This window comes from Faecalibacterium sp. An192 (assembly GCF_002160175.1).
Taxonomy (GTDB): domain Bacteria; phylum Bacillota; class Clostridia; order Oscillospirales; family Ruminococcaceae; genus Faecalibacterium.
In genome coordinates, this window is record NZ_NFKB01000003.1 from 86,296 (window position 1) to 109,880 (window position 23,585).

21 protein-coding genes are annotated in these 23,585 nt (G+C 62.4%); 6 read left to right on the plus strand and 15 right to left on the minus strand.

What is annotated here, in order from left to right; genetic code table 11:
• Window positions 1-10: 10 nt before the first annotated feature.
• The 9 genes from mgsA to B5F27_RS01960 form a co-directional block, all read right to left on the minus strand.
• On the minus strand, window positions 11-418 hold the full coding sequence (gene mgsA / locus B5F27_RS01920) for a methylglyoxal synthase (RefSeq protein WP_087245502.1): 408 nt from the start codon (window positions 416-418) through the stop codon (window positions 11-13).
• A 182-nt stretch (window positions 419-600) separates the two neighbouring features.
• The gene (locus B5F27_RS01925) at window positions 601-2,661 is read right to left on the minus strand and encodes a penicillin-binding transpeptidase domain-containing protein (RefSeq protein WP_087364292.1); all 2,061 of its coding nucleotides are present in this window, start codon (window positions 2,659-2,661) and stop codon (window positions 601-603) included.
• 46 nt (window positions 2,662-2,707) lie between these two features.
• Window positions 2,708-3,241 carry a rod shape-determining protein MreD gene (mreD, locus tag B5F27_RS01930; protein ID WP_087245497.1) on the minus strand — a complete coding sequence of 178 codons (534 nt, stop codon included), beginning with the start codon at window positions 3,239-3,241 and terminating at the stop codon, window positions 2,708-2,710.
• Window positions 3,242-3,284: 43 nt separating this feature from the next.
• Window positions 3,285-4,115: a rod shape-determining protein MreC gene (mreC, locus tag B5F27_RS01935; RefSeq protein ID WP_242956736.1), complete on the minus strand. Its 831-nt coding sequence runs from the start codon at window positions 4,113-4,115 to the stop codon at window positions 3,285-3,287.
• A 133-nt stretch (window positions 4,116-4,248) separates the two neighbouring features.
• Window positions 4,249-5,271 (minus strand): rod shape-determining protein, encoded by a 1,023-nt coding sequence (locus B5F27_RS01940; RefSeq protein ID WP_087245495.1) that lies wholly within the window; start codon window positions 5,269-5,271, stop codon window positions 4,249-4,251.
• A 237-nt stretch (window positions 5,272-5,508) separates the two neighbouring features.
• Window positions 5,509-6,090 carry a Maf family protein gene (locus B5F27_RS01945; RefSeq protein WP_087364294.1) on the minus strand — a complete coding sequence of 194 codons (582 nt, stop codon included), beginning with the start codon at window positions 6,088-6,090 and terminating at the stop codon, window positions 5,509-5,511.
• A gap of 9 nt (window positions 6,091-6,099) precedes the next feature.
• A complete protein-coding gene (gene dut / locus B5F27_RS01950; protein WP_087245491.1) occupies window positions 6,100-6,546 on the minus strand; it encodes a dUTP diphosphatase in 447 nt (148 codons plus the stop codon).
• Between the two features lie 84 nt (window positions 6,547-6,630).
• Entirely contained in the window at window positions 6,631-8,706 is a 2,076-nt protein-coding gene (locus B5F27_RS01955) for a U32 family peptidase (protein WP_087364296.1), read from the minus strand.
• A gap of 50 nt (window positions 8,707-8,756) precedes the next feature.
• Window positions 8,757-9,149, minus strand: coding sequence for a cell division protein ZapA (locus B5F27_RS01960; RefSeq protein ID WP_087245486.1), 393 nt, complete (start codon window positions 9,147-9,149; stop codon window positions 8,757-8,759).
• Window positions 9,150-9,839: 690 nt separating this feature from the next.
• Here B5F27_RS01960 and B5F27_RS01965 point away from each other — a divergent pair.
• From B5F27_RS01965 to B5F27_RS01980, 4 genes are all read left to right on the plus strand, one after another.
• Window positions 9,840-12,236: a glycogen/starch/alpha-glucan phosphorylase gene (locus tag B5F27_RS01965; protein ID WP_087245484.1), complete on the plus strand. Its 2,397-nt coding sequence runs from the start codon at window positions 9,840-9,842 to the stop codon at window positions 12,234-12,236.
• 127 nt (window positions 12,237-12,363) lie between these two features.
• Entirely contained in the window at window positions 12,364-14,220 is a 1,857-nt protein-coding gene (locus B5F27_RS01970) for a glycoside hydrolase family 13 protein (RefSeq protein WP_087364298.1), read from the plus strand.
• A 257-nt stretch (window positions 14,221-14,477) separates the two neighbouring features.
• A complete protein-coding gene (locus B5F27_RS01975) occupies window positions 14,478-14,921 on the plus strand; it encodes an NfeD family protein (RefSeq protein ID WP_087364300.1) in 444 nt (147 codons plus the stop codon).
• A gap of 19 nt (window positions 14,922-14,940) precedes the next feature.
• Window positions 14,941-15,840: an SPFH domain-containing protein gene (locus tag B5F27_RS01980; RefSeq protein WP_206422981.1), complete on the plus strand. Its 900-nt coding sequence runs from the start codon at window positions 14,941-14,943 to the stop codon at window positions 15,838-15,840.
• Between the two features lie 138 nt (window positions 15,841-15,978).
• Here B5F27_RS01980 and B5F27_RS01985 read toward each other — a convergent pair whose 3' ends face one another.
• The 4 genes from B5F27_RS01985 to dapF form a co-directional block, all read right to left on the minus strand.
• On the minus strand, window positions 15,979-16,500 hold the full coding sequence (locus B5F27_RS01985; protein WP_087364302.1) for a GNAT family N-acetyltransferase: 522 nt from the start codon (window positions 16,498-16,500) through the stop codon (window positions 15,979-15,981).
• 100 nt (window positions 16,501-16,600) lie between these two features.
• Window positions 16,601-17,071 (minus strand): YhcH/YjgK/YiaL family protein, encoded by a 471-nt coding sequence (locus B5F27_RS01990; protein ID WP_087364304.1) that lies wholly within the window; start codon window positions 17,069-17,071, stop codon window positions 16,601-16,603.
• 212 nt (window positions 17,072-17,283) lie between these two features.
• Complete coding sequence (locus tag B5F27_RS01995) at window positions 17,284-18,477, minus strand: LL-diaminopimelate aminotransferase (protein WP_087245474.1); 1,194 nt, start codon at window positions 18,475-18,477, stop codon at window positions 17,284-17,286.
• Window positions 18,478-18,501: 24 nt separating this feature from the next.
• On the minus strand, window positions 18,502-19,350 hold the full coding sequence (gene dapF, locus B5F27_RS02000; RefSeq protein WP_087245472.1) for a diaminopimelate epimerase: 849 nt from the start codon (window positions 19,348-19,350) through the stop codon (window positions 18,502-18,504).
• Window positions 19,351-19,573: 223 nt separating this feature from the next.
• On the opposite strand from dapF, the gene acpP reads away from it, so the two are divergent.
• On the plus strand, window positions 19,574-19,810 hold the full coding sequence (gene acpP / locus B5F27_RS02005; RefSeq protein WP_087245470.1) for an acyl carrier protein: 237 nt from the start codon (window positions 19,574-19,576) through the stop codon (window positions 19,808-19,810).
• Between the two features lie 121 nt (window positions 19,811-19,931).
• On the plus strand, window positions 19,932-21,371 hold the full coding sequence (gene proS / locus B5F27_RS02010; protein ID WP_087245468.1) for a proline--tRNA ligase: 1,440 nt from the start codon (window positions 19,932-19,934) through the stop codon (window positions 21,369-21,371).
• A gap of 79 nt (window positions 21,372-21,450) precedes the next feature.
• On the opposite strand, the gene B5F27_RS02015 is transcribed toward proS, so the two are convergent.
• Window positions 21,451-22,587 (minus strand): DUF3810 domain-containing protein, encoded by a 1,137-nt coding sequence (locus B5F27_RS02015; protein ID WP_144066469.1) that lies wholly within the window; start codon window positions 22,585-22,587, stop codon window positions 21,451-21,453.
• Window positions 22,551-23,438, minus strand: coding sequence for an aldose 1-epimerase family protein (locus B5F27_RS02020; RefSeq protein ID WP_087245464.1), 888 nt, complete (start codon window positions 23,436-23,438; stop codon window positions 22,551-22,553). Before B5F27_RS02020 ends, B5F27_RS02015 begins: the two co-directional genes overlap by 37 nt.
• Window positions 23,439-23,585 lie beyond the last annotated feature (147 nt).

Genomic DNA, 23,585 nt, shown 5'->3' on the forward strand with positions numbered 1-23,585 from the left:
ATTCCTGCGATCAGGCCTGGGGCGGGTTCACAATACTCCGCCAGTCGAGGTCGCCGCGCTCCAGACCGTGGATCAGCACCTCGGCAGTAGCGATGTTGGTCGCCATCGGAATATTATGTACGTCGCACAGACGCAGCAGGGTCATTTCATTGGGTTCGCTGGGCTTGGCATTGATCGGGTCCCGGAAGAAGATGAGCAGGTCAATCTCATTGCATGCAATGCGGGCCGCGATCTGTTGGTCACCGCCCTGTTTGCCCGACAGAAACCGCTTGACCGGCAGACCGGTGGACTCGGCAATCAATTTGCCGGTTGTTCCGGTGGCCACAAGCTGGTTCTGGCTGAGGATACGGCAATACGCCGTACAGAACTGCACCATCAATTCCTTTTTAGAGTCATGTGCGATCAGCGCAATCGTCATCCGTATCCATCTCCTTTGCCTAGACTCAAAATCAATACCAATCAAATATGCTGCCATTCCAATCATAATGTTACCACATTTTTCTCAGAATAGCAACCGTTTTTATACAGAACCTTCAATTTTTTTAGAATGAGACGAGATTTTTCCTACAGATACGAAAAATTCTTTTATTTTTGTATCCATCATTCCAGCAGCTGACCCTCCTGAACATGGGTCATTCCGTTGGAACGCTCGAAGAAATAGGCGTTGAAAATATCCGCCACCAGCTCGCCGGTACGGGAACCGCCGCCGCCGTATTCCACCACGATGCCCACCGCAATCTGGGGGTCCTCCACCGGGCCATAGGCGATGATGGTGGAGTTGGTGTAGTAGCTGCCCGAAGGGGTCTTTTCGCTGCGCTGGGGGGTGCCGGTCTTGCAGGCGATGGTGTAGGGATAGTTGGCCAGGCCGGCGACGGTCTGGGCCGCGCCCACCATGCCCTCTTCCACGATATCAAAAGCGCCCACGTCGTCCTCGATGATCTCCACGATCTCGGGCTCCACCTCTTCCAGCACCTCACCGGTGTTGGTGTCCAGCAGGGCCTTCACAAAGTGGGTCCGGTAGCGGACGCCCTTGTTGGCGATGGTGGCGGCATAGGTTGCCAGCTGCACCGGGGTGACCACCGTGTTGCCCTGGCCGATGGCGGCCTGGATTTCCAGAGAGGCGGTGTAGTTAGAGTCCTCCTTGGTGGTCAGGCGTCCGGTGGACTCGCTGACCTCCACGCCGGTGGGGGTGCCCAGGCCCAGGCGATAGGCGTAGTCATCGTACACATCGCTGGTGAGCCGGCGGCCCACGTCGTAGAAGAAGATATTGCAGCTCCACTTGATGGCGGTCACCACGTCGATGTTGCCGCTGTGGCCGTGACGGGTACAGCGGGGGTGGTAATCGCTGAAGTAGTTGTAAACGCCGTTGCAGTAGACGGTGCTGTTGCGGTCAATGAGCCCGCTGATGAGGGCAGCCACCGCCACCGAGGGCTTATAGGTGGAACCGGGAGTATACAGTCCCTGCAGCGCCCGGTTGTACAGGGGCAGGCCGGGGTCGGCGCTGTATGCGCTGTACTGGGTGCTGTAGAGGTTCTGGTCGTAGCTGGGATAGTTGGAGCAGGCCAGGATTCCACCGGTCTTGACGTCGATGACCACCACTGCGCCGGCGCTGGCGTCCACGTTGTAGGTGGTGGCAATCTGCTGGACGTTGCGGGCCAGAGCGTCGTCCACCGCCTTCTGGAACTCGCTGTTGACGGTGAGCATCACCGTCTTGCCGGGCTCCGGCTCGGTGGTGATGCTGGTGTCGATGATGACGCCGTCGCTGTCCCGGGTGATGGTCTCAACGCCGTCCTGGCCCCGGAGCTGGTCCTCATAGGCCGACTCCAGGCCCGAGATGCCGATGACGTCGTTCATGGCGTAGCCCTTATCCCGCAGAGGATAGGTCACCTGGCCGTTTTCGTCGGTAACGCGCCACATTTCGGCGGTAATTTTGCCCACCCGGCCCAGCACATGGGGCAGAATGGTGCCGTCGGTGTAGCTGCGGACGCTGGTCTCGGCAATCTCCACGCCCGGCAGGGTCAGGCTGTGTTCCTTGACAGTGGCCACGGTTTTGTCCGAGACGTTCTCAGCCAGGGTGAAGTTGTTCACGTTGGAAAAAGCTTCCTGCTCCATCTGGTAATGGATTCCTCCCAGAATCCGCTGCCAGGTGGGGTCGTAGCTCTCCAGCTCATATTTTTCAATCAGGCGGTCCATCACGTCGTTGGCGGTGGCGTACTGCTGGAGGCCCAGGGCCTCCTTCACCGCGGCAATGGCGTTCTGGTCGCTCTGGCTGGCGGGATCTCCGGTAAAGTCGTAGTTCCCCGCCCCGTCGGCGTAGCCGATCAGGAGGCCGTCGTTCCAGCTTTCGCCGTTGGCCTGCAGGATTTCCACCGCCTTGCGGATGGTCTCGTTCAGGTCGTTGTCCCCGATCAGCAGCTTGCTCAGCTCCACATTGTAGCAGGTGGTGCTGGTGGCAATCCGGCGGCCGGCGCTGTCCACAATGTCGCCCCGAGCCGCTGTGACGTTGAAGCGGTATTCGGTGGTGCTGGTAGCGCGGGCGGCAAACTCATCCCCATGGACCAGCTGCAAAAAGATCAGCCGCAAAACATACAGCGCAAAGACCGCCAGGGCGACAGCTATCAGCATCGCCAGGCGCCGGGTCACGATTTTATGTTCATCCATGGTGAGGGTCCCCCCTTTCGGCGTTTGGCCGGCCGCGGGCCGGGCGCTAGATGACGCCGTTGTCGATTTTAAACGTCTCGCTGGTCCACCGGACGGCCCGGTAGAGCGGCACCGACAGCACAGCGCTCATCAGGACGGTCAGCGGCACATAGCCCACAAAGCGCTCCAGCATATTGCTGTAGCCCGGCATGGCGTAATAGAACAGAAAGTCACTGCACAGCACCAGCGCCAGCGCCCCGGCAGTCACCAGGGCAAAGTTGGTCTGGGTCAGTTTGAGGTAGAGCTGGCTGGCCACCGACACCCCGAAACTCAGCATCATCAGGGCCAGGGCCAGCAGGCCCACCGTCCGGCCGGCGGTGTAATCCCACATCAGGCCGCAGACTGCGCCGAACAGCGCCCCGGAGAACTCATCCTCCCAGACGGCCACGGCCAGGGCCAGCGGCAGCAGAAAGACCGGCTTGGCCTGCCCGAACTGCAAAAACCCCGGCACAGTCTGCAGCACAGTGCAGGCCAGGAGCAGCAGAACATACAGGCCCCACTTATAAAACTGGGAGCGCCTGCGCTTGCGGCGTGATTCCATCAAAGTCCCGCCTTTCTAACAGTGATCCAAAACGGTTGGAAGCTCAGTAGTCGGTGATGATGAAGGCCTGCTTGACCCCCAGCACGTCGGCGTCGGGCTGAATCACCGCGATGACCGATGTGCCGCTGGCCTCCGGCTCGATGCTGACGATTCGGCCCACCAGGATATCCGGCGGATAGACGCCGCCCAGGCCGGTGGTGATGATCTCATCCCCCACCGACGCCATGGATTCACGGGACAGGTCGGTGAAGACGCACTGGCCCTTGGCGGCGTAGGCCGCGTCGCCGGTGAGAATGCCGTTGTCCCGGGTGCGGGACACCACGCCCGCCGCGTTGAAGCTGGGGTGCAGAATGGTCAGCACCCGGCAGCTGGTCAGGTCGGCTTCAATGACGGTGCCCAGCAGCTGGCCCTCGTCGTCGATGACGGTGTCGCCCCGCTCCACCCCGTGGGCGGTACCCTTATCCAGGGTGAAGCCTCCAAAGGCGTCCAGAGCGTCCCGGCCGATGACAAAGGCCGAGACAAAGCTCATCTCGGGGTTATCCTCCTGGATGCCGGCCAGGTTTTTGAAGGCCTCGTTCTCGGCCTTGAGCTGGTCATAGTCCACCAGCTGGCGGCGCAGCTCGGCGTTTTCGGCCCGGAGAGCCTCGTTTTCTTCCATGGTCTCGTCGATGGAGGTGTATTTTTCCCACACCGACGACACCCCGCCGCCCACCAGAGAGGCCACCTTCTGGAAGGGCGCCACCGCCACGCTCAGCAGCTCCTGCGGAGCGGCCGTCAGCCGGCCATTGGCCGCGGCATACGCCATCAGCCCGGCCAGAAAGACCGCCACCGCGATCAGAATCCTGAATTTCCAGGTCTCAAAAAAATCTTTCACGGCCCGCCTCCCCTTCACTGGGTGAAAAAGCGCGGACAGCCGGTGCCATCCGCGCTCTTGTTTTCGCTTTTATGGTTATGCCGGTTTTGGGGCCGGAATATACATCCCGGGCGCTCCGTCCGGCCCAAATGTCTTACATATGATCCCCGTCGGTGTCCAGCACGTCGTGCAGCACATCCACATGGTCCAGCACTGCGCCGGCGCCGGTGGCCACACAATCCAGGGGGTCCTCGGCCACATGGACATCGATGCCGGTCTCGCTCTGGATCAGCTTATCCAGGCCGCGCAGCAGGGCGCCACCGCCGGTCAGGGTGATGCCGCGGTCGATGATATCGGCGCTCAGTTCGGGCGGGGTGCGCTCCAGGGTCTCCTTGATGGCGTCGGTGATCTTGACCAGGCACTCCAGCAGGGCTTCGCGGACGTCCTCGGAGTGAACCACAATGTTCTTGGGCAGGCCGTCCACCAGGTTGCGGCCCTTGATCTCCATGGTCATCTCCTCCTCCAGCTTGTAGGCGGAGCCGATGTCGATCTTGATCTGCTCGGCGGTGCGCTCGCCGATCAGCAGGTTATACTTGCGCTTGATGAAGGCGATGATGGCCTGGTCGAACATATCGCCGGCCATACGGACGCTGCGGGAAGCCACAATGCCGCCCAGAGAGATGACGGCGATCTCGGCGGTGCCGCCGCCGATGTCCACGATCATGCTGCCGGTGGGCTCGCTGATGGGCAGCCCTGCGCCGATGGCGGCGGCCATGGGCTCCTCGATCACCGACACCTGACGGGCACCGGCCTTGAGGGTTGCCTCACGGACAGCGCGGCGCTCCACCTCGGTGACGCCCGAGGGAATGCAGATGACCACCCGGGGCCGGGCAAACAGGCTGTTGCCGCAGGCCTTCTTGAGGAAGTTCTCCAGCATGTTGGCGGTGATATCAAAATCGGCGATGACGCCGTCCTTCAGGGGACGGACCGCCACGATGCTGCCGGGGGTACGGCCGATGACCGCCTTGGCCTCGGCGCCCACGCAGCGGACCTCATCGTTGCGGGTATCCACCGCCACCACCGACGGCTCCCGCATGATGATCCCCTTGCCCTTCATATACACCAGGGTATTGGCGGTGCCCAGGTCAATCCCGATATCCTTAGACAAAAAACTCATAGCGCAGCTAACTCCTTCTAAACTCCAGTTGCCTCAATCTCCCGGCCCCGCCCGGGCCCCGCCCGCGCCTGCCGTTATCTTGGAAGATCCCTCCCGCCACAGGCGGCCGGAGGGTCCAGATGCTTTCCCTTTCCGGCGGTCTACCCTGTTTTCAGCCCCAGGGCAGGCCAGTCCTCTCATTATTATAGTCACAAAGCCCCGTTTTCACAAGTGCTTTGACAATTTTTCCCCCTTTTTTCATCTTTGAACTGCAAGATTTTTCCCCGAAACCCGTTCCAGCAGCCGGGCCGTCCGGCTGACGGGCAGGCCCATGATGGTGTAATAGTCCCCTTCCAGCCGGTCCAGCCAGAGGGCTGCCTGACCCTGGATGGCGTAGGCCCCGGCCTTGTCAAAGGGTTCCCCGCTGGCAATGCAGCGTTCCATCTCCTCCTCGGGAATGGGAAAAAAAGTCACCTTGCAGGTATCCACAAAGCTCTCGGCGGTTGTGCCGTCCGAGACGCAGACCCCGGTATGGACCTGATGGGTCCGGCCCGACAGGGCCCGCAGCATCCGGCAGGCGTCGTCGGCGTCTTTGGGTTTGCCGAACACTTCCCCGTCCAGCTCCACCACCGTGTCGCTGCCCACCACCAGGCAGCCGGGGTTCTGGCCCGACACCGCCAGGCACTTGCCCCGGGCCAGAGCTTCGGCCAGGGCGGCGGGGGATTCGGCCTGAACCGCCCGCTCGTCAAAATCGCTGGCACAGACCTCAAAGTCGGTGGTATACAGGCTCAGCAGTTCCCTGCGGCGGGGACTGCCGGAGGCTAAAATCAGTTTCATGATCCCGCCTCCTCACTTGCCGGTGGAGCCAAAGCCGCCCTCGCCCCGGGCGGTATCCCCCAGGGTCTCGGCCGGAACAAAGGCCGCCGTATACACCGGCGCAATGCACAGCTGAGCCACCCGCTCCCCGGGCTGGATGGTATAGCTCTCCTGGCCCAGGTTTACCATGGGGACCTTCAGCTCGCCGCGGTAGTCGCTGTCGATGACCCCCACGCCATTGGCCATGCACAGGCCATGTTTGATGGACAGGCCGCTGCGGGCGTACACCAGGGCCACCGTCTCGGGGCCGGGCAGCTCGATGGCCAGGCCAGTGGGAACCAGAGCCCGCTCCATGGGGGCCAGGGTCATGGGTGCATCCAGCACCGCGCACAGATCGGCGGCGGCCGCTCCGGCGGTGGCATAGGCGGGCACATGGGCCCGGGCGTCCAGTACTTTATATTTTACAGTGACTTGCTGCATGGCAGAACATTCCTTTTCTTCTTTGATATTATATAATGTAAGGGCTGCGCCCGCCCGGTCTTTTTGCGGGCGGGGCCCAGCGTCTCAGTTGGTACCCTTGAAATACAGGCCCCGGGTGAATTCCCCGTCAAAGGGTGCGGCCTGGAGAATCTGGTCCAGAACCGCCCCGGCCTCTTCCCGGCTCTCGATGGTGAAATAGGCCACGCCGTAATCCACCGGCAGCAGGCCCGGCTTATCCCCCATATACAGGGGCACCGGGTTATAGACCGTCCGGACGCCGCCTCCGCACCGCACCGGGAACTTCTTGGCTTTCCGGTCGGTGAGAACGCCCTCCCGGCTGCAATGGGCGCAGTCGTGGATATTCTGGAGGGGGCAGGCCCGGGTGAGCATCAGGGGCATATGGCCATAGATCAGGGCCCCGGTGGGCACCGGTTTTCCCCCGTGGGTGGGGGCAATAAAGGCCATTTCGCTGTCCTTCACCTCGGGCAGCACCAGCATGGCCGACAGGCCCTGATCTGCATAGAACTGGGCCGCCAGCGGGTTGGTGAGGTTCAGGCCGATGCCGCCGGTGAGGGGCAGGCCCTGACAAATCCGCAGATGGGCAATGTTATTGGCCTCAAAGCCGGCAAATCCCATCTCTCTGACCTCGGCCACCCGGCGCAGGGTGTCGGTTTCCATCGCGCCGAACATGGCCCGGGGCAGTTCCAGGATGGTCTTGCCCCGCAGTTCCTCGGGAACCCGGCCCGCCTCGGCGATGGGAAGAATCAGCCGCACCGGCCCATCCGAATCCAGAGCTCGCTGGGGCACCTGCTCCCACTTTTCAAAACGGGCCCAGAGCTGGGGCCGGGCAGGAACGTTCCGCCGGGTCAGGGGCGGCAACGCCACCGCTTCCACCGGCCAGGGACGGAGGGCCTCCCGCTTCTGGAGCAGGCTGTCCAGGGCGGCACGGCGCAGCTCGTTGACAGCGCTGCCCGGCAGATACCAGGGGCCGCCGTCCATCTCGATCTGGATCTCCCCCGCCTCAAAAGGGGTGCCGCCGGTCTTGGACAGGCTGCGGCGCAGGGCGTCGGCGGGGTCGGTGCGGGCCGGCTGGGGCTCGGCCTCCCCGTAGGCAATGCCACGGTTTCCCTCCGGGTCGGTGACGGTCAGCTTTTCCCCGTCGGGGCTGACCTCCAGCTTCATCTGGACCGGCACCCGGGGCCGTTCCCGGCGGTAAAGTTCCCGCAGGGCCGGCAGGGTTCGGCGGGTCTGTTCGGCGTCCGCCTCACTGCGGGTACCGAACATGGTGCCGTCGATTTTTCCGTCCAGATAGCCCGAAGTAAAGCCCGAACGGCTGAAGGCATTCTGCAGGACCTCCCGGTCGTAGGCCAGGCCGTCCCGGCCCGCCAGGCAGGCGTTGACCGCCGCCGCCACATATTCCGGCGTCCGCAGGCGGCCCTCAATCTTGGCCGAAGCCACGCCTGCCGCCTCCAGCTTGTCCAACTGGTCGATGACCGAATTGTCCTTCAGAGACAGGTGATGCGCCCTGCCGGGGCGGCCCTCGGGCAGGGGGTTGGCGTCAAAAGGCAGACGGCAGGGGCCCGCACAGGAGCCCCGGTTGCCGCTGCGGCCGCCCAGAAAGGCGGACATATAGCACTGGCCGCTCATGCTCATGCAGAGAGCGCCATGGACAAAGCACTCGGTCTCGATGCCGCAGCCCCGGGTGATCTTTTCCATCTCAGGCAGGCTCAGTTCCCGGGCCAGAATCACCCGGCTGAACCCCAGCTCGGCCATCTTGAGGGCGCCCTCCAGGGTGTGGACGCTCATCTGGGTGGAGGCGTGGCGGGGCAGGTCCGGGGCAATCCGGCGGCACAGCTCGGCCACCGCCATGTCCTGGCAGATCACCGCGTCGGCGCCGCTGGCCGCCACCGCCCGCACCGCGCCGGCCAGGTTGTCCAGCTCGCCGGCATAGACGGTGGTATTCATCGCCACATGCACCCGCACCCCGCGGGCATGACAAAAACGGACCGCCTCGCACAGGCTGGCGGCGTCAAAATTCCCCGCGCCGCTCCGTGCGTTGAAGCCCGCAAATCCCAGATAAACCGCGTCGGCGCCGCTGTACACGGCGGCGCGGAGCATTTCTTCACTGCCCACAGGGGCCAGGATCTCAATTCGTGCCATAGTTCTCCTCTGCTTGTGTATGGTGTGCCGCCCGGCTGCCCATCCTCTGGTTACGGCTGGCGGTCCTTGTCTTTCTCTTTGTCTTTGTCGTGGCGGCGCAGGCGGTCCAGCTGTTCCCGCAGGGCCGCCGCCTCCCGGCGCAGGGCCTCGTTCTCGGCCCGGAGCTTGTCCTCCGCCGAGCGGGCCCGGGCCGCGTCGGCAATATAATCCTGAATCTGGCTGCGCATATTCTCCGCGCTGCCGGTGCTCTTCTGATATTCGTCCAGATAATCCATGGCGCAGAACACCGCCGCCTTGGTCACCGGCAGGCTGGGATTGGCCTCCATCAGCTTGCCGATGTCCCGGTCCAGCTTCTCGGCCAGGGAGGTAATGTATTTTTCGGAATCAGTGGTGGCGAAGGCGTACTGCGCCCCCGCAATGTTGACACGTACTTTGTTTACCATAGCAGCCTCGCTTTCCGTTCCTTGCAAACACCGGCCCGGTTCCCGGTTGTGCCGGTCATTTCCCGCTCAAAGCCGGGATCTTTCGGGCCAAAAAGGCAGGTTTTTGCCGCCTTATTCCCGTTTCTTGTTCAGACAAGATGCGTGCGCGGGAGTTTCTCCTGCTATTTCTCCCCGAGTTTCCCCTCTGAACGGGGCGCCCCGGCACTGCAGAAGCCCTTTTGTTTGACCCTATTATAATATAATTGGCCCGCAAGAGAAAGAGCCAATTTGAAATTCCTGCACTTTCAGCACAAACTTTTTCTTGAAAATATGGCGGATACGGAAAAAATACCGCTTTTCCTTGCATTCAACACAGGAAGTGATTATAATAACATTGTTGTGTTATGAACGCGGAATGAACACGGCAAGTTACCGCGGTATTTCCGTTGTTTTTTACTACAGTGCATCTGAAACGGCCATGACGCCGGAAGGCCATCTGTCGTTCCACCAGCTACAGGCTGCAGCGCCGACGCACCGCAAACTGCGGTGTGGCTGCCGCCCGGGGGAAGTCAGGCAGGCTGGAGGGCGCACAGGGCCTTTCAGCCGCACCGAAGGGCGTGCAGCTGGACATCCAGCGCCCGCAACAGGCTCTGAATGCCGCCTTTTTCATCGGCTGCGCCACCTATCTCATATGGACAGGAGATTACACGTATGACAACCAAGGAATTCTCTACCCTTCTGCAGAACAAGCTGACCAGTGAGTACGGCGTGGATCTGTCGGTTGCCTCCAACCAGCAGATTTATCGTGCTCTGGCCCTGATCTGCCGTCAGATGATGAGCGACAACTACAAGAAGTTCCAGTCGAAGGTGATCGGCACGGGCTCCAAGCAGGTGTACTATCTGTGCATGGAGTTCCTGATGGGCCGCAGCCTGAAGGTCAGCCTGCTCAATCTCGGCCTGGACAAGGTCTGCAAGGATGCACTGGCCGCCGCCGACATCAACGTCGACACCATCTATGAGGAAGAACCCGACGCAGGTCTGGGCAACGGCGGTCTGGGCCGTCTGGCTGCCTGCTATCTGGACGGCATGGCCACCACCGGCATCGGCGGCACCGGCTACTCCATCCTGTACGAGTACGGCATCTTCAAGCAGAAGATCGTGGACGGCTGGCAGCAGGAGCGCGCCGACAACTGGCTGCCCGGCGGCCAGGTCTGGCTCAAGAGCCATCCCGAGCAGGCCATCGAGGTCCGCTTTGACGGCGAAATCCGTGAGAACTGGGACCACGGCTTCCACTACGTCCAGCACATGAACTACAACAGCGTCATGGCTGTCCCCTCGGACATGTACGTCCAGGGCTACGACGGATCCGGCGTGGCCAAGCTGCGTCTGTGGCAGGCCAAGGCTCCCGATTTCGATATGTCCAGCTTCTCGCTGGGCAACTACAGCACCGCCATGAGCAAGAGCGCATCGGCTGAGCTGATTTCCAAGGTTCTGTACCCCAACGACAACCACGTGGAGGGCAAGATTCTCCGTCTGCGCCAGCAGTACTTCCTGTCGGCTGCCTCCATCGGCGACATCGTCCAGAATCATCTGTCCACCTACGGCACCCTGGAGAACCTGCCCGACATGGTGGCCATCCAGCTGAACGACACCCACCCCACCCTGGCCATCCCCGAGATGATGCGCATCCTGCTGGATGAGTGCGGCTTCGACTGGGACAAGAGCTTCGAGATCTGCCAGAAGGTCTTCTCCTACACCAACCACACCGTCATGGCCGAGGCTCTGGAGAAGTGGAATGTGGACATCTTCAAGATGACCCTGCCCCGCATCTACCAGATCGTCTGCGAGATGGACCGCCGCTGCCGCATCGACCTGAACAAGGCATTCCCCGGCGACAAGGGCAAGATCGACTATATGGCCCTGATCGGCGACAACCAGATCCGCATGGCCAACATCTGCGCCTACACCTCCAACAGCATCAACGGCGTGTCCAAGCTGCACAGCGAGATCATCAAGCAGAGCGTCTTCCACGACTACTACCTGTACAAGCCGGCCGCCTTCAAGAACGTCACCAACGGCATCGCTTACCGCCGCTGGCTGCTGGGCGCCAACCCCGGCCTGTGCAAGCTGCTGGATGAGACCATCGGCACCGAGTACAAGCACGATGCCTCGGCTCTGAGCAAGCTGAACGCCTATGCCGGCGACAAGACCGTCCTGACCGAGCTGAACAAGATCAAGCTGGCCAACAAGCAGGAGTTCGCCAACTACCTGGCCAAGAGCACCGGCCAGGTCATCGATCCCAACTCCATCTTTGACTGCCAGGTCAAGCGGATGCACGAGTACAAGCGCCAGCACCTGAATGCACTGAACATCGCTGCCCAGTACCTGTACCTGAAGGCCAACCCCAACGCCGACTTCATCCCCAAGACCTATATCTTCGGCGCCAAGGCAGCCCCCGGCTACTATATGGCCAAGCAGATGATCCGCATGATCTGCAAGCTGGGCGACCTGATCAACAACGATCCCGACGTCAACCAGAAGCTGCGCATTGTCTACCTGGAAGAGTACTGCGTCTCCCTGAGCGAGCACCTGATGCCCGCCTCTGAGGTTTCGGAGCAGATCTCCCTGGCCGGCACCGAGGCTTCCGGCACCGGCAACATGAAGTTCATGCTGAACGGCGCCATCACCCTGGGCACCCTGGACGGCGCCAACGTGGAGATCGCCAACGCCGCAGGCAGCGAGAACGAGATCATCTTCGGCATGCTGACCCAGGAGGTGGAGAACCTCAAGCGGGTAGGCTATCACCCCAGCTCCTTCATCACCGGCGACGACATCGCCAACGAAGTGCTGAACTTCCTGGAGCGCGGCTGGAACGGCGAGAACTTCCACGAGGTCACCTCCAACCTGTTCACCAATGACCCCTACATGGTCATGGCCGACTTCAAGGATTACCGCCGCGCCCAGAGCGACCTGCAGAAGCTCTACGCCAACCGCGAGGGCTGGGCCAAGATGAGCCTGAAGAACATCGCCAACAGCGGCATCTTCAGCGCCGACCGTTCCGTCCTGGATTACGCTCGGGACATCTGGCACGCACCCACCGTCAAGTAATCGCATTTTGAACCTTTTTGGGGGAAGTGGTCCCGCGCCCGCGCGCACATGGGGTCTGCTTCCCCCATTTCTGGTTTCTGGCGGCACGCCGGAGACCGGGACTTGATTTTGAAAGGAACGACCGACTTTGGATTGCCTGTTCAACAGCTGCGATACCTATTACAAGCGCCCCTTCGGCGCCCTGCCCGCCGGGCAGACTCTGCATCTGGCCCTCACCATCCCGGAGAATCTGGGCTATGTGGACCCCCATCTGGTCCTCCAGAAGGAGGGCCCCGGGGACCAGCCCGTCTACTACCGGATGCAGTTCGACGGCCAGACCCCCGGCCTGAACCACTTTTCGGTGGACGTCCGGGTGGAGGACGTGGGCCTGTACTTCTATTACTTTGACCTGTACACCGACTTCCGCCGGATTTTCCGGGGGAAGATGGGCGAGGGCGTCCTGTCCTGGCAGGACGGCGAGCGCTGGCAGCTCACCGTCTACGACCCGGACTTTGAGACCCCCGACTGCGTCAAGGGCGGAGTCTTTTACCAGATCTTCCCCGACCGGTTCTGCGAGGCGGTGGAAAACAAACATATGCCCTTCTCGGACCGGATTTACCGGGCCGACAAGCACGCCGAGCCCTTCTGGCAGCCCAACGAGACCGGCGGCCACCTGAACCACGACTATTTCGGCGGCGACCTGAAGGGCATCCAGCTCAAGCTGCCCTATCTGCATCAGCTGGGGGTCACCTATATCTATCTGAACCCCATTTTCGAGGCCCACTCCAACCACCGCTACAACACCGCCAACTATCTGAACGTAGACCCCCTGCTGGGCTCCAACAAGGATTTTGAGGAGCTGTGCCAGGCTGCCGCCCGGTTCGGCATCCGCATCATCCTGGACGGCGTGTTCAGCCACACCGGCTCCGACAGCCTCTATTTCAACAAAGAGGGCCGCTACGGCAGCGGCGGCGCCTATCGGGACCCCAACTCCCCCTATCGCCCCTGGTACGATTTCTCACCCCAGTACAACGGCGGCTACCGCAGCTGGTGGGGCTTTGACACCCTGCCCGAGGTGAACGAAGAGGAGCCCTCCTATGTGGAGTTCATCACCGGCGAGGGCGGCGTCATCGACACCTGGCTGCGCCGGGGTGCGGCAGGCTTCCGGCTGGACGTGGCCGACGAGCTGCCCGACGCCTTCATTGAGAAGATCCGGGCCGCCGTCAAGCGGGCCGGCCCCGACAAGCTGCTGATCGGCGAGGTGTGGGAGGACGCCACCACCAAATACGGTTTTGGCCACCGCCGCACCTACCTGCTGGGCAAGGGTCTGGACAGCGTCATGAACTATCCCTTCAAGAACGCTGTGCTGGACTTTGTCTGCGGCAAGCCCGCCGAGGACGCCGCCGACGAGATCCTCTCCATCTGCGAGCACTACCCAGCCCCGGCCCTCCACACCGCACTGAACTTCCTGTCCACCCACGACACCGAGCGGGCCCTCACCGTCATTGCCGACGAGCCCGCCAACGGCCGGGGCCGGGAATGGCAGAGCGGCCGCAGCGTCACCGGCGAAGCCTATGAGGAGGGTCTGGTGCTGCTGAAGATGGCCTACGCCATCATCTTCACCCTGCCGGGCGTCCCCTGTGTCTACTACGGGGACGAAATCGGGATGCAGGGCTACCGCGCCCCCTTCAACCGGGCCTTCTACCTCTGGGACAGCCACGAGGAACGGCTGCGCCCCGTCATTGCCCAGCTGGCTGAGCTGCGGAAAACCTGCGACGCCTTCCGGGAGGGCGACATCCGGGTGCTGCGGGCCGAGGGCGGCATCCTCCACTTCCAGCGGATCGGTGAATACGAGGTGGCGGAGATCATCGCCAACCGCACCGACCACATGATTGTGGAGCAGCTGTCCAGCGGCAAATTCACCGAGGTGAACCCCATGGGCTTCACCATCACGGTGGAGGAAATCGGCCACAACCCCAACCACAGCTACTACGATTACCAGTAAATGCCAGGCGCGGAGGAGTGTTTCTGCCAGGAAGTAGAAGAACATTCCCTCCAAAATCCAGCCTTTTTCAAAAAATTGCACGCAATTTCTGCCCGGTACGCCAAAAAGCGCCGGGCTTTTTTGTATCAAATTCCAAATTTCGGGGCCGGGACTGCCCTTCCATCCAAAAAACCTTGACCTGAATAGGTAAATCGCATATGATAAAGACATGGCACCCGATCTGTGGTGCCGGTCCACCCCATAGCAAAGGAGATACTATGCTTCAGCCAATCGGGTGGCTGATCGCCACCATCGTCCTCCTGTTCGTGGAGGCCTCCACCTTCAACCTGGTGTCGGTCTGGTTCGCTGTGGGCAGCGCTGTTGCCCTGGTCAGCTGCATCTTTACCGACAGCCTCCGGGTGCAGTCGGTGATCTTTGTGGCTGTCAGCTTTGTCTGCCTGCTGGCCCTCCGGCCCCTGGCGGCCAAGCTGCGCAAGTCCCCGGTGCCCACCAACGCCGATCTGAACATCGGCCGCACCGCCACCGTTCTCACCGCCGTCACCGACGACGTGCCCGGCCGGGTGCGTCTGGACGGTGTAGACTGGAACGCCCAGGCCAAACCCGGCGCCTCATTTGAACCCGGCGAACGCTGCCGTGTGGCCGAGATCCGCAGCACCCTGCTGATCGTCGAGCCCGTTCCCCTTGAGACACCCATCCACTGACAGAAAGGAGCGTACATCCATGCCCATCATGACTTTCCTGATTCTGGCCCTGATCCTTGTGGTCCTGGTCATCGTGGTCACCAACATCGTGATCGTCCCCCAGTCCACCGTATATGTGGTGGAGCGGCTGGGCGTCTATGCCGCCACCTGGGAAGCCGGCCTCCACATCAAGATCCCCTTTATTGAGCGCATCTCCAAAAAGGTCAGCCTGAAAGAGCAGGTGGGGGACTTCGCCCCCCAGCCCGTCATTACCCGCGACAACGTCACCATTCAGATTGACACGGTGGTGTTCTTCCAGGTGATGGATGCCAAGCTGTATACTTACGGCGTCAACCAGCCCATTGCCGCGCTGGAGAGCCTGTCCGCCACCACCCTGCGCAACATCATCGGCGAGATGGAGCTGGACCACACCCTGTCCAGCCGCGATATCATCAACTCCAAGATCACCGCTATCCTGGACGAGGCCACCGACAAGTGGGGCATCAAGGTCAACCGCGTGGAGGTCAAGAATATCACCCCGCCGGCTGAGATCCAGGACGCCATGGAGAAGCAGATGAAGGCCGAGCGTGAAAAGCGGGCCGTCATCCTGAAGGCCGAGGGCGAAAAGCAGGCTTCCATCACCGCCGCCGAGGGCGAGCGCGAGGCCGCCATCCTGCGGGCCGACGCCGTCAAGCAGCAGCGGATTCTGGAGGCCGAGGGCCAGGCTCAGGCCATTCTGGCCATCCAGCAGGCCGAGGCCGACGCCATCCGGCTGCTGAACGAGGCCAATCCCGAGGACAAGGTGCTGGCCCTGCGGAGCCTGGAAGCTCTGGCCAAGGTGGCCAACGGCAACGCCACCAAGATCATCATTCCCTCCGAGCTGCAGAACCTGGGCGCCGTGGTGCCCTCCATCAAGGAGCTGCTCACCGATCCCAAGTAAATCCCATCGCCTTCCCTGCCCCGGCAGCCCCGCTGCCGGGGCATTTTTGGCCCATTCGCCCGAAAAGAGCGCAAAAAATCCCCCGCATCCCGGTTGGGACGCAGGGGATTTTGCCGATTGCAGAGATTTTCGCCGGGGTTACAGCTTCACCTCATAGAGGTAGTTGGGAATCACCTCGCCGGTGCCTTCCTTGGTGAAGGACCCGGTGGCGATGATCTGGGCCCCCACCTTGCGGGCCAGGGCGTTGGACGCCTCATTCTCCCGGGCGATGCAAACGGTGACCGCGCCGGCCCGGCGGGCCCGGGCGTAGTCGATCAGGGCCTGGACCATCTCGGTGCCGTAGCCGTTGCGCTGGCGGACAGGGTCCACGGCATAAGCCAGGTCGTAGCTGCGGCCGTTGTTCTCGGGCTTAAAGCTGCAGGTGCCGATCCGCTCCCCGCTCTCCCGGTCCACTGCCACCAGATAGCAGCAGTCCATGGTGTCCCCCAGGGTCTCAATGGTCTTGAGGTAGGCGTCCTTGTCGGGGATATCCTCGATCCGCGGGTCGGACAGCCACCGGCCGGTGACGGCATCGTTCCACAGGCTGATGGCAAAGGGCGCATCCTCCGGCATAAAACCGCGCAGACACAGGCGCGGGGTCTCGATGGTTTCGATCTTCATACAACATCCCCTCCCGTTTCAAAGGCCTTTTGAACGTCAGTTCCCGGCAGGCACAGACCGCATCCGCCCTCCGGCCGTTTCGCCGGAGCGGCCGGGGCCCTTACGCCTCGCCGTCTTCCTCCTCGTCCAAACCGATCAGGAACACAGCCTGCTTGATCTTGCCGCAGCCCTGGGCCTTGATGCCCACCTTATAGGGCTCTCCGGCCAGGAACAGGGCGAACCGCCCCTCCGACAGCATGCCGGCAGCACTGGTGGGAGCGCTGCCATAGGCCGGCGCATCTCCATCGGCCGGCTTCTTGACCGAGAAGTCCCCCAGCGAGACCTCAAACATCTCGCTGCCCACCAGGTCGGTCACCAGGGTCAGGGTGTTTTCGCGGCAGGCGAAATCTACCTTTTCCCCCGGCTGCGGGGTCATGGTTCGCACCTCCACCGCCACGTCGTCCCCGCTGATGCGGGTACGGCCCTCGGCCAGGGTGGTGATATCGCGGGCCATGATGTACTCGATGGCGGCGTCCAGATTGCTGCTCATGCCCAGATAGTTGGGCAGGTTGTTCAGGGTATCAAAAATCATGGTATCCTCCGTTCCTTCCAGAGCGCGCCGCCCTGCGGGCGCTCTATGGGCCAGTATAGCATAAAAACCGACCCGTTTCAACGTTCATTCATCACAAAAAACCGGGCCTTTCCCTGTCGCTGTGCGCGGTGCGGCCGGGCAGACGGGCGGATTTTGGGGCAAAAAGACCGGCAGGGCCCGCACCGGATGCAGCGCCCTGCCGGGAAGATGTTTTACTTGCTCAGGGAGAGGATGGCCTCTTTGATCCGCTGGGCGGCCAGACGGGTCTTTTCGGCGTCGCCGAAGGCGGTCAGGCGGAAGTAGCCCTCGCCGCAGCTGCCGAAGCCCACGCCCGGGGTGCCCACCACGCCGGCATTCTCCAGCAGCCAGTCAAAGAACTGCCAGCTGTCCATGTTGCCGGGGCAGCGCATCCAGATATAGGGGCTGTTGTGGCCGCCGCAGTACCAGACGCCGCACTCGTTCAGGGCGTCGGCGATGACCTTGGCGTTCTGACGGTAGTAGTCCAGGTTGGCCTGGATTTCCGCCATGCCCTCCTCGGTGAAGATGGCTGCGGCGCCCCGCTGGACGATATAGGGCACGCCGTTGAACTTGGTGGTCTGGCGGCGGAGCCAGAGCTTGTTCAGGTTCATGCCCTCCCGCTCCAGCTGGTGAGGCACCACGGTATAGCCGCAGCGGGTGCCGGTGAAGCCGGCGATCTTGGAGAAGGAGCAGATCTCGATGGCGCACTCCCGGGCGCCCTCCACTTCGAAGATGCTGCGGGCCAGGCCCTCCTCCGACACAAAGCACTCATAGGCGGCGTCGTAGAGGATCACAGCGTCATTGGCCTTGGCGTAGTCCACCCACTGCTTGAGCTGATCCCGGTTGTAGGCGGCGCCGGTGGGGTTGTTGGGGCTGCAGATATAGATGATGTCGGCCTTGACCGAGGGATCGGGCATGGCCAGGAAGCCGTTGGCCTCGCTGGTGGGGGCGTAGACAATCCTGCGGCCGTCGGTGACGTTGTCGTCTACATAGGTGGGATAGACGGGATCGGGCACCAGGACGGTGTTGTCGGTGTCAAACAGGCCCAGCACATTGGCCAGGTCGCTCTTGGCGCCGTCGCTGATGAGGATTTCGTCGGCCTCCAGCTGGACGCCGCGCTGGGCGTAGTAGCTCTGGACGGCTTTCTGCAGGAAATCATAGCCCTGCTCGGGGCCATAGCCGTGGAAGCCCTCGGCGGTGCCCATCTCACGGACGGCCTCCTCCATGGCCTTGACCACGCTCTTGGCCAGGGGACGGGTCACGTCGCCGATGCCCAGGCGGATAATCTCCTTGTCGGGGTGAGCCTGCTGGAAGGCGGCGATCCGGTGGTTGATGTCCACAAACAGATAGCTGGCCTTCAGCTCGTTGTAGTGCTGATTCATCTTCATGGTCGTTTCTTCCTCTCTTTTGTTTCAGACTTCGGTTACACCCTCACAGACGGTGACGGCAGGGCCGGTCATCCGCAGCTGCTGGTCCTCCAGCACCCGGATGATGAGCTCGCCGCCCCGCAGCAGGACGTGGATATCCTCCCCCGCCGGGACCAGACCCAGCTCGGTCAGGGCCGCCACCGTGGCACAGGCCCCGGTGCCGCAGGCCCAGGTCTCGCCGCTGCCCCGCTCCCACACCCGCATTTTGACGCGGCAGGGGTCCAGCAGCTGGACAAACTCGGTGTTGATCTGCTGGGGGAAGTTGGGATGCTTCTCAAAGGACGGGCCGATGGCCTCCAGGTTCAGGGCGTCCACGTCCTCCACCACCGTCACACAGTGGGGGTTGCCCACACTGATGCAGGTGACCTGCCAGCTCTGGCCGGCGGCCTCCAGGGTGCAGCGGACCAGAGGTCCCTCCCCCATATTCACGGCGGGCAGGTCCGCCGCCATGGCGCTGTAACGGCCCATCTCCACCTGCCACAGCCCCGGGCCGCAGCGGCGCATCTGCTTTTGCCCGCTGAGGGTGTCGATGCGCAGGAGATCCTTGCCGGCGCAGGCCGGCTCATGGGTGTACAGCCACTGGGCCACGCAGCGGATGCCGTTGCCGCACATCATCCCTTCGCTGCCGTCGGCGTTGAAGATCCGCATGGTGGCGTCGGCGTCCGGAGACTGGGGTGCGCAGATACAGATCACGCCGTCCCCGCCAATGGAGAACCGGCGGGCCGACAGTTTCCGGGCCAGGCCGGCGATGTCCTCCGGCAGGCCGGCGGCGCGGCAGTCCAGGTAGATATAATCGTTGGCACAGCCCTGCATCTTGGTAAAGGCCAGCTTCATAGTATCCCTCCCATTGGGTTTGTATCTTTTATCATTATAATGAACCCGGGCCCGTCTGACAAGCACAAAGACGTGTTTTGACCAATTTTCCTGCCCTCTCCCATGGAATCTTAAAACAGGGCTTGACAACAGTGTGGCCTTACGCTATAAAGTAAGAGGAACTTTTGTGCACAGCGGCCCCGGCGGCCGCCGCAGAATTCATAAAAGGAGAGAATGTACGATTATGGAGAATACGTTTGAGAAGATTCGCGGCTTCCTGGCCGAGCAGCTGGGCGTCGAGCCCGAGAAGATCACCATGGACAGCGATCTGCTGAACGATTTCGAGGCCGACAGCCTGGACATCGTGGACATGGTCATGACGCTGGAGGATGAGTTTGGGATCGAGGTACCCGACGACGCCATCGAGAACCTGCACACCGTCGGGGACGTGGTCCGGTACGTTGACAGCCAGCTGGCGTAAACTGCGCTGTTCAGTTCCCGCTTTTGGGGGTTGACCCCGCCGGGCGGGAGCTTTTTATTTACGGGCTCGTGCGGAACGCCGCTGCGTTTGGCGCACGGCCTATGAGGAGGATAAAACAACCATGGCAAAAGAGACGAAAAAGCTCGTACAGGCAATCACCAGCCAGGAGGAGAACTTCGCACAGTGGTACACCGACATCTGCGTCAAGGCAGAGCTGGTGGAGTATTCCAGCGTGAAGGGCTTCATCATCCTGCGGCCCTATGGCCAGGCTATCTGGGAGAACATCCAGAAGAATCTGGACGCCCGCTTCAAGGCCACCGGCCACGAAAACGTGGCCATGCCGGTGCTGATCCCCGAGAGCCTGCTGAAGAAGGAAGGCGACCTGGTCAACGGTTTCGCCCCCGAGGTGGCATGGGTCACCATGGGCGGCAGCGACGAACTGGAGGAGCGGCTGGCCGTTCGGCCCACCAGCGAGACCATGTTCTGCGACCACTGGTCCCGGGTCCTGCACAGCTACCGCGAGCTGCCCATGAAGTACAACCAGTGGTGCAGCGTGGTCCGGTGGGAAAAGACCACCCGTCCCTTCCTGCGCAGCCGCGAGTTCTGGTGGCAGGAAGGCCACACCATCCATGAGACCGCCGCCGAGGCCGAGGCCGAGACTATGGCCCAGCTGAACTGCTACGCCAGCTTCTGCGAGGACGATCTGGCCATCCCCGTGGTGAAGGGCCGCAAGACCGACAAGGAGAAGTTTGCCGGCGCCGAGGCCACCTACACCATCGAGGCCATGATGAAGGACGGCAAGGCCCTGCAGAGCGGCACCAGCCACTACTTCGGCGACAAGTTCAGCCGCGCCTACGACGTCACCTTCACTGGCCGTGACAACCAGCTGCACTATCCGTTCCAGACCAGCTGGGGCGTGTCCACCCGTCTGGTGGGCGCCATCATCATGACCCACGGCGACGACGACGGCCTGATCCTGCCCCCGGCCATTGCTCCCTGGCAGGTGGTGGTGGTGCCCATCGCCCCCCACAAGCCCGGCGTCACCGAGAAGGCCGCCGAGGTGGCCGCCTCCATCGCCAAGTACGCCCGCGTCAAGCTGGATGACAGCGACAACGCCCCCGGCTGGAAGTTCAGCCAGTGGGAGATGAAGGGTGTGCCCCTGCGCCTGGAGCTGGGTCCCAAGGATCTGGAGAAGAACCAGTGCGTCCTGGTCCGCCGCGACACCCGCGAAAAGGTCTTTGTCAGCCTGGACGAGCTGGAGACCGCCATCCCTGCCCTGCTGGAGTCTCTGACCCATGACCTGTACCAGCGCGCCCTGGAGAACCGCGAAAAGCGCACCTGGGCTGCCACCACCATGGAGGAGGTCAAGCAGCTGGCCGCCGAGAACACCGGCTACATCAAGACCATGTGGTGCGGCGATCTGGCCTGCGAGCTCAAGATGAAGGAAGAGGCCGGCCTCTCCAGCCGGTGCATGCCCTTCGAGCAGGAAGAGCTGAGCGGCGTCTGCCCCTGCTGCGGCAAGCCCGCCAAGACCATGATCTACTGGGGCGTGGCCTACTGATCCCCCGGCCTGATCCTGTAAACAAATAAAAGAACTCCGCGCTCTGGAATGCACCAGGCGCGGAGTTTTTGTTTTGTCGTTATTCGGTCCAGCCGGTATAGGGCAGGAACTCCTCCACCAGCAAATCCACGCAGGCGCCGTAGCTCTGCATTCCCAGGGTCTGGCCGTAGCTCTCCAGAAAGGCGGTGTACACCGACTCCCCCACCTCCTGGACCGGGCCTTCCCAGCTGGCCCAATAAGCGTTGTTGGCGGTGAAATCCGCCCGGGCCCCCTCGGGCAGCTGGGCGGAACAGGCCGCCGCGGCCTCCGGGTCCACCCGGTAAAGGGCGTTGGACAGGTGCAGATAGCCGTACAGCCAGCCCGAGTAGACATAAGCCTCCCGGCCGCTGGTAATGGACGCCATGATGCCCACGAAATTGGCCTCCTGTTCGGCGGCCACACCCCGCTGATGGGCAAACTCATGGGCGATGGTCACCGGGAGAAAGACCTCGGGACAGTCCACGTTGAGGGTGCTCTCCCCGGTGAGGGGGCACAGATATCCGGTGAACCCCCAGGCGCTCATGAGCTTGGAGTAAAAGGCGGGCTTGGCCTTCCGCTCCGGCCCGTCCAGAAAGGACCAGCGCTCGGTGAGGGGGTCGTAGAGGCCGGCGGTCTGGCTGAAAATCTCCTCCCGGCTCACCGCGAAGCAGTTGTTCTCATCCCGGGGGACGGTGTCGGCACAGGCCGCCACCTGCTGGCCGAAATAGCGGGTCACGGCGGCCAGCTGTTCCACCTGAATGCCGGGCACTTCCATGCCGGCCTTCTGGGCGAAGCTGTCGGCGTAGTACTGGGTGCCCCACAAAGCGCACACCCCGAAATACCCCCACAGCACCAGCACCGCCAGGTGCAAAGCCCAGGCCCCCAGGGCGTCGGGTCGGCCATGGGCGGCCATCCAGACCGAGCGCCCCAGATAAACCAGAGCTCCCACAATCAACAGGGTGGCCCCCGCCTCGCAGACGCTGAAGGGCAGCGGATTGGTCACCGCTCCCAGCAGCCGCTTGACCGGCATGGACACCCGGTTCACCCAGGCGTTCATCAAAACCCGATTGGAGCGGGTCAGCCAGAACAGAGCCAGCGCCGCGGCCGCCCCGCCCAGGGCCACAAAGGCCGCCCGATGTGCGGCGGCAAATTCACGCACCGTCAACGGTCGAAGGTGGTGCAGAGGGTGGTCTCCCACTTCTCACCGGGGGCCAGGATGGCCGCCGATGCCCGCTTGGACCAGGAGGGGCCGTCCGCCTCGGCGGCGGGCAGGCTGTGCCAGGGCTCGATGCAGACAAACTTCATGGTGTCGCTCTTGGCGCTCCAGATCAGGGTATAGGGGTAGCCGGCAATGTTGCAGGTGACGTTCCGTCCGGTGTCCTTCTCATAGATGCCCAGGGTCTCGGACCGCAGGCCCGCCATGCAGAAGCTGTCGTTGTCAAACATGCCGTTCTCCAGCTGGATGTGGTCGGCGTTCTTCCACTGATAATAGCACTTGCCCGACAGCAGGCCGTTGGGACGGGCGTCCAGAATAACCGGGCTCTCGGGCCGGTCAAACCGGAACTCATAGTCGGCGGTGGTGTGGGCGTCGTCAAAGGGCACCACAAAAGCCGGGTGATAGCCGATGCCGAAGGGCAGCGGCTCCTGGGCATGGGCGGGGTTCTCCACCGTCAGGGTGTGGTGAACCGTCTTGCCCTCCAGGCGGAAGGTGCTGGTGAGGACAAAGTCGTAGGGGAAGCGGGTGGCCTTGATTTCATCGTCCGCCCGCAGCTCCAGCCGGATCACGTTCTCGTCGGCCTGCACCAGGGTGTGCTCCAGGTCACGGGCAAAGCCGTGCTGGCCGCCCTTGTAGCTCTTGCCATTGTGGGTCAGGATGCCCCCCGCCAGCTTGCCGGTCCAGGGGAACAGAATGGGGGCGTGGCGGCCCCAGACGGATTTGTCGGCCTGCCAGAGCATCTCCTGCCCGGCAGCATTCCGGACGCTGACCGCCTCGGCGCCGTGGGTGTCCACCGTCAAAGTCAGATATTCATTGCGGATGGTTGCCTGCATGGGATAAACCTCCTTTTGATTTGTGTAGGATTGTGTTTCCAGTATACACCATACAGCCAAAAAAGCAACGCTCAATCCCGCAGCGGGCCGCTTTTGCGGTTGGACACCGCCGCCGGGATGGTGTATAATGCACTCAGACAAACCACG